Source organism: Thermomonas sp. (assembly GCF_020850895.1).
Taxonomy (GTDB): domain Bacteria; phylum Pseudomonadota; class Gammaproteobacteria; order Xanthomonadales; family Xanthomonadaceae; genus Thermomonas.
The window spans coordinates 1-5627 of sequence record NZ_JADZDS010000117.1 but is presented as its reverse complement, the minus strand read 5'-3'; the positions used below and the strand labels follow the sequence as shown (position 1 = coordinate 5627).

Annotated in this window: 7 protein-coding genes; 2 read left to right on the top strand and 5 right to left on the bottom strand. The window is 66.7% G+C overall.

Annotated elements, in window-relative coordinates; all coding sequences use genetic code 11:
- Positions 1 to 119, bottom strand: a 119-nt coding sequence (locus IT472_RS10825) for an HTH domain-containing protein (RefSeq protein ID WP_297181515.1), incomplete at its 3' end; no start/stop codon positions are given.
- Positions 120 to 198: 79 nt separating this feature from the next.
- On the opposite strand from IT472_RS10825, the gene IT472_RS10820 reads away from it, so the two are divergent.
- On the top strand, positions 199 to 834 hold the full coding sequence (locus IT472_RS10820; protein WP_297181514.1) for a DUF481 domain-containing protein: 636 nt from the start codon (positions 199 to 201) through the stop codon (positions 832 to 834).
- A gap of 133 nt (positions 835 to 967) precedes the next feature.
- Here IT472_RS10820 and hemC read toward each other — a convergent pair whose 3' ends face one another.
- Genes hemC through IT472_RS10805 form a run of 3 tightly spaced genes read right to left on the bottom strand, consistent with a single transcriptional unit; the run spans position 968 to position 3424 of the window.
- Positions 968 to 1882 carry a hydroxymethylbilane synthase gene (hemC, locus tag IT472_RS10815; RefSeq protein ID WP_297181513.1) on the bottom strand — a complete coding sequence of 305 codons (915 nt, stop codon included), beginning with the start codon at positions 1880 to 1882 and terminating at the stop codon, positions 968 to 970.
- 54 nt (positions 1883 to 1936) lie between these two features.
- Positions 1937 to 2683: a LytTR family DNA-binding domain-containing protein gene (locus tag IT472_RS10810; protein WP_297181512.1), complete on the bottom strand. Its 747-nt coding sequence runs from the start codon at positions 2681 to 2683 to the stop codon at positions 1937 to 1939.
- Positions 2684 to 2743: 60 nt separating this feature from the next.
- Entirely contained in the window at positions 2744 to 3424 is a 681-nt protein-coding gene (locus IT472_RS10805; protein ID WP_297181511.1) for an alpha/beta hydrolase, read from the bottom strand.
- 229 nt (positions 3425 to 3653) lie between these two features.
- Here IT472_RS10805 and IT472_RS10800 point away from each other — a divergent pair, with 229 nt between their 5' ends.
- On the top strand, positions 3654 to 4082 hold the full coding sequence (locus IT472_RS10800; protein WP_297181510.1) for an EamA family transporter: 429 nt from the start codon (positions 3654 to 3656) through the stop codon (positions 4080 to 4082).
- Positions 4083 to 4256: 174 nt separating this feature from the next.
- Here IT472_RS10800 and IT472_RS10795 read toward each other — a convergent pair.
- The coding region (locus IT472_RS10795) for an efflux RND transporter permease subunit (RefSeq protein ID WP_297181509.1) at positions 4257 to 5627 on the bottom strand (1371 nt) is incomplete at its 5' end.

The window sequence follows — 5627 nt, the reverse complement described above, 5'->3', positions numbered from 1 at the left end:
TCGCGATAGACGGTGGCGCGCGAACAGCCCAGCTCGTCCTGCAAATGGCCAACCGTCACCGGTCGGCGGGCGGCCTGCAGGGTTCGATGCAGGGCGATGATGCGCTCGTAGCGATCCATGGTCGGATTATGCGACAGCGACGCGGATTCCGCGGAAAGGGGTTTGCTACAATCACAGGGTACAATCCGATGGTTCGCCATGCTTCCCCTGCCTGTGTTGCTGGCGGTGGTTTCGATTCCGCCAGTCATTGCCGAAACCGCACCGCCGGCCCTGCAGCCGGAGATTGCACGGCGCTTGGTCGATCCGCCGCGCTGCATCGCTGCCCGGTGCCTGCAAGGCGAGTGGCAGGTGGCCGCGATGCCGCAGATTCCTGCCGGGCAAGTGCGGATCGACGGTACCCGCCTGCCGGGCGCCGGCAGCCAACTCACCATCCCGGGCTCACGCCGGGACTGGGTCAAGGCACAGGGAAGCAATGCACGCTTGGGCCTGCAGTTCGGCGCGCAGATGCTGAAAACCGGTGAATCCAGCCTGTCACTGGCGATGGAAACCGGCTATCGCCTGCAGGGTTATGCCGACGATGGCATCGCCGGCACCGGGCCGGTGTGGCGGGGGCAACTGGAATGGAGTCACGAACTGGACGAGCGCTTGCGGCTTTCCCAGACCGCGCGCTTGGAAGCGGGCCAGCATGGCCTCTACCTGCGCAACAACCTGTCCGTGGATATCCGGTTGCACCCGCAGTGGCGGCTGGGAGCGGGCGTTGAAACCCGCCACGACAGCGACGTCAGTTCGCGCAACCAGACCGATGCGACGGTGAAGCTGCGCTACCTGTTCTGAAGGTTGGTCCGAACAACGCAAGCCGGTGGTTGTCAGCCCACATTGTGATCGGCTCAGGTCCGGGCTTGTTCCACATGAACCAATCACGCGCATGCAGGATTGGCAATGCCGAATGGTTCAAGGATCCCCTGAATCAGGGCGCGTCGATCCAATCAAGTGCCCCCTGCGCAAGCAGCGCGTTGGCCACGTTGATGCCAAGGTCCATCGAGACATGCAATGGCGCCTTGGCGCACGCACGCACGCAGCGACCGGCTGACACCGAACCCACCAATCCCTCCAGCGTCAGGCACGCGCCGTCAAGTCGCGCCAGCGCCGCCACCGGCACATGGCAACTGCCATGCAAGGCGCGGTTCATCGCCCGCTCAGCCTCCACGCAGGTGCGGGTGGACGCATCGTCCAGCGCAGCGCACAGCGCCAAGGTCCGTGCATCGTCGCTGCGGCATTCGATGGCGATCGCGCCCTGTGCAGGTGCGGGCAACCACGCCGGCGCGTCCAGCCGTGCGCGGATACGGGCATCGAAACCAAGCCGCTGCAGGCCTGCGCAGGCCAGCACGATGGCGTCGTACGCACCGGCATCGAGCTTGGCCAAGCGCGTGTTCACGTTGCCGCGCAGGTCGACCGGTTGCAGATCCGGCCGCAGCGCGCGCAACTGTGCTTGCCGCCGCAGCGACGAGGTGCCCACGCGGGCGCCATTCGGCAGCGCGTCGATCGAATCGAAATGGTTGCTGACGAAGGCATCGGCAGGATCGCCGCGGGCCAGGATCGCCGCCAGCGCAAAGCCCGGCTCCAGCTCCATCGGCACGTCCTTCAGCGAGTGCACCGCGCAATCGGCGTCGCCGCGCTGCATCGCCAGTTCGAGCTCTTTCAGGAACAGGCCCTTGCCGCCGATCGCGGCCAGCGATCGATCGAGGATCTCGTCCCCGCGCGTGGAGAGCGGCACCAGCTCCACTTGCAGGCCGGGATGGGCCTCGCGCAGGCGGCTGGCGACGTGTTCGGTTTGCCAGAGCGCGAGCTGGCTCTTGCGGGTGGCGATGCGCAGCATGGTCATGTCGGCATTATCGCCGCCTGCGTGATGGCCTGCGCACGGCGCCGCTGGCCGCCATCACAAATGGCGCAGGGAATCACGCAACTGGGTCAGGCAACGGCGGCTGATTTCCAATGGATTCTCGACATGACGCAGCATCGCATGCACGCTGCCATCCGGTGAGCGCCGCAGCTCGATGATTTCGTCACGCGCCACCAGGCAATTGCGGTGGATGCGCACGAAGCGACTGGCGAATTCGGTTTCCAGCGACTTCAACGATTCCTCGATCAGATCCTCGCCGCGCGCGTGGTGGACGACCACGTATTTCTCGTCGGCTTGCAGGTAGCGGATGTCCTCGATGGGAATCAAGCGCAGGCTGCCGCGCAGGCGCGCAGCAAGATGGGTGCGCGCAGCGGCCTCGACCGCGTCGTCGTGCTTGCGTTTGCGTCCGGCCAGGAAGGTGCGCACCTTGTCCAGCGCCGCTGCCAGCCGTTCGGCACGCACCGGCTTGACCAGATAGTCGATCGCCTGGGCCTCGAAGGCCGACAGGGCGTGGGCGTCGTAGGCGGTACAGAACACGATGGCGGGCGGCGCATCCAGTTCGGCCAGCCGGCGCGCGGTCTCCAGCCCATCCATTCCGGGCATGGAGATATCCAGCAGGACGAGGTCGGGCGTCGCGTCTTCGCAGGCCACCAGTGCAGATCCCCCGTCGCCCGCTTCGCCACAAATTGCGACGCCTGCTTGCGCATCGAGCAGGGCGCGTAGGCGCGCGCGCGCCAGCGGCTCGTCATCGACGATCAACACCTGCACCAACGCCGTTTCCATCGCGTGGTCTCCCCGCCAGCGCACCCTGTTGCCGATGTTAGCCGGGACGCTTCGCTGCCGTCATCTGCTGGCAAGACGCGCTTCGATCCAGTTGCCGAGATCGTTGATTTCCTCGCCACAGACCTGATGCTGCATCGGATAGTGCCGCCACTGCACGTCGAAGCCGAGTGTGCGCATCGCCTTCATCGAGGCGTCACCCGCTGCGGCGGGCACCACCGGGTCGAACAGGCCGTGCGCCATGAACAGGGGTTGGGTGTTCGCGTCCGCCTGCAGGCTGGCCTGTGCTTGCTCGGCCGTCATCGGCAAATACGTGGATAGCGCCACCAAGCCAGCCAGCGGGGTCTTGCGCGCAAGCCCGGCACTGAGCGTCACCGCGCCGCCCTGCGAGAACCCGGCCAACAGCACGCGCTCAGGCGGGATGCCGCGCTGACCTTCGCGCTCGATCAAGGCCTCGACCTGCGCCACCGATTCGGCCACGCCGGCACGATCCGCGCGCTGTGCCAGATCGCCGAACTCGAAACTGGTGATGTCGTACCACGCCCGCATCCGCATGCCGCCATTGATCGTCACCGGCCGCACCGGCGCATGCGGGAACACGAAGCGCAGCGCCGGCCAACTCCGACGCACCAATTCCGGCACGATCGGCGCGAAATCGTTGCCATCGGCACCCAGCCCATGCAGCCACAGCACCGCCCATCGAGCGTTTGGCCCGGTTTCGTGTTCGACGGTCTCCAGCAGCATGCCCGGCTCCGACAGTGGGGGCCTGCATTATGCCCGTGGTATTCAGTCGGCGGCCGGGTACGGCTGTCGGATCGCAGCGGCACTGGCTTCATCGGATGCACCGTGTCGCCATCGACCGCATCGGCGCCTGGTCGGCGTATCCTGTTTCAGCGTCGCGACAGGATTCGAGCACAGCGGCGCTGCGGTGAATGCCGATGCGCACGCTCCAACGCATTCTTCCGGAGGCCCCATGACCGCATCCTGGTTCCACTGGGCAATGCTGTCGGCGCTGTTCGCTGCGCTGACGGCGATCTTCGCCAAGCTCGGCTTGGTCGGCGTGAATTCCGATTACGCCACACTGATCCGCACGGGCATGATCCTCATCGTCTTGCTGGCCTTCGTCGCGGGCACGGGCAAATGGACCGACCCGGGCGCGCTGTCCCCGCGGGTATGGCTGTTCCTTGGCCTGTCCGCATTGGCCACCGGTGCTTCCTGGGTCTGTTATTTCCGCGCCCTGCAGGTGGGTGATGCCGCGCAGGTGGCGGCAGTGGACAAGACCAGCGTGCTGCTGGTGGCGTTCTTGGCCGTGCTGTTGCTGGGAGAACGCCCGTCGCCACGCGATTGGTGCGGGATCGCACTGATTGCGACCGGCGTGGTGGTGCTGGCCTTGCGGCGGTGAGGGCGGGGCGGGCCGGCGAAGCCCGGCGTCATCGCCAATGCTTGGGCGGATGCCCTCCGGGCATGGATCTGTGGCTCGGTGCCACGCCGCTGGTTCACTGGGTGGCCAGGTGGAACAGCGACTCCGAGCCCGTGCCGGGTTTGTCGCGGACTGATGCCTCCGGGATGGACGTGTTCAGGCCGAGTCGAGGCGCTCGGCATCGCGATGCAGCCAGCGGTAGAGCGCGGGCAGTACGAACAGCGTCAACAGCGTCGAAGAAACGATGCCGCCGATCACCACCGTCGCCAATGGTCGCTGCACCTCGGAGCCGGCGCCGACATTCAGCGCCATCGGCACGAAGCCCAGCGAGGCGACCAGCGCGGTCATCAACACTGGCCGCAGGCGGCCGAGCGCACCATCGATGATGGATTCGTCCAGCGGGTCGCCCTGCTCGCGCAGCCTGTGGATGAAGCTGATCATCACCAGGCCGTTCAGCACCGCAATGCCGGACAGGGCGATGAAGCCCACGCCCGCCGAGATCGACAAGGGGATGCCGCGCAGCCACAGCGCCAGCACGCCGCCGGTCAACGCCAGCGGCACGCTGCTGAAGACGATGACGGCATCCTTCGCCGAACCGAAGGCCATGAACAGCAGGCCGAAGATCAACGCCAGCGTCGCCGGCACCACGATGGACAGGCGCTGGCTGGCGGAGATCAGCTGTTCGAAGGTGCCGCCGTAGTCGATCCAATAGCCTTCCGGCAACCTCACCTGTTGCGCGATGGCGCCCTGCACGTCGGCCACGAAGCTGCCGAGATCGCGCCCGCGCACGTTGGCGCTGACCACGATGCGGCGCTTGCCGTTTTCCCGGTTGATCTGGTTCGGCCCGAGGCGCGTTTCGATCCTGGCCACATCACGCAGCGGCACCGTCCGCGGTTCGCCGCTCTGCCACGTCGCCAGCCCGCTGGATTCGTCCACCTGCCTGCTTTCGCCGAGCGCAATGGGAAGTTCAGCCAGCGCGCGCGGATCCTGTCGCAAGGTATCGGGCAGGCGCACCACGATGTCAAAGCGACGGTCGCCTTCGAACAGCTGCCCGGCTTCACTGCCGCCCACTGCGGTGGCCACCGTGTCTTGCACCTGCCCGGGATTGAGGCCGTAGTTCGCCAGCGCGACGCGGTCCGGCTCGACCGTCAGCAGCGGCAGGCCGGTGACCTGCTCCGCCTGAACGTCAGCGGCACCCGGCACCCGTCTCATCGCCGCCTCGATGCGCGCGGCCACGCGCGTCAATTGGGCGAGGTCGTCGCCATACACCTTCACCGCCACGTCGGCGCGCACGCCGGAGATCAGCTCATTGGTGCGCATCTGGATCGGTTGGGTCACCTCGTAGTTGTTGCCGGGCACGGCCGCGATGACTGCTTCGATCTCTTCCAGCAACACAGGCTTGGGCTTGCCGGGGTCGGGCCAGTCCTTGCGCTCCTTCAGCATCACGAAGGTGTCGGCGATGGAGGGCGGCATCGGGTCGCTTGCGACCTCGGCGGTGCCGATCTTGGCGAACACGCGCTGCACTTC

Bases quoted from the DNA above. Each gene is read 5' to 3' on its own strand.
- hemC (WP_297181513.1), bottom strand. From the start codon at position 1,882: ATGACCATGCTGCGCATCGCCACCCGCAAGAGCCAGCTCGCGCTCTGG.
- IT472_RS10800 (WP_297181510.1), top strand. From the start codon at position 3,654: ATGACCGCATCCTGGTTCCACTGGGCAATGCTGTCGGCGCTGTTCGCT.
- IT472_RS10820 (WP_297181514.1), top strand. From the start codon at position 199: ATGCTTCCCCTGCCTGTGTTGCTGGCGGTGGTTTCGATTCCGCCAGTC.
- IT472_RS10805 (WP_297181511.1), bottom strand. From the start codon at position 3,424: ATGCTGCTGGAGACCGTCGAACACGAAACCGGGCCAAACGCTCGATGG.
- IT472_RS10810 (WP_297181512.1), bottom strand. From the start codon at position 2,683: ATGGAAACGGCGTTGGTGCAGGTGTTGATCGTCGATGACGAGCCGCTG.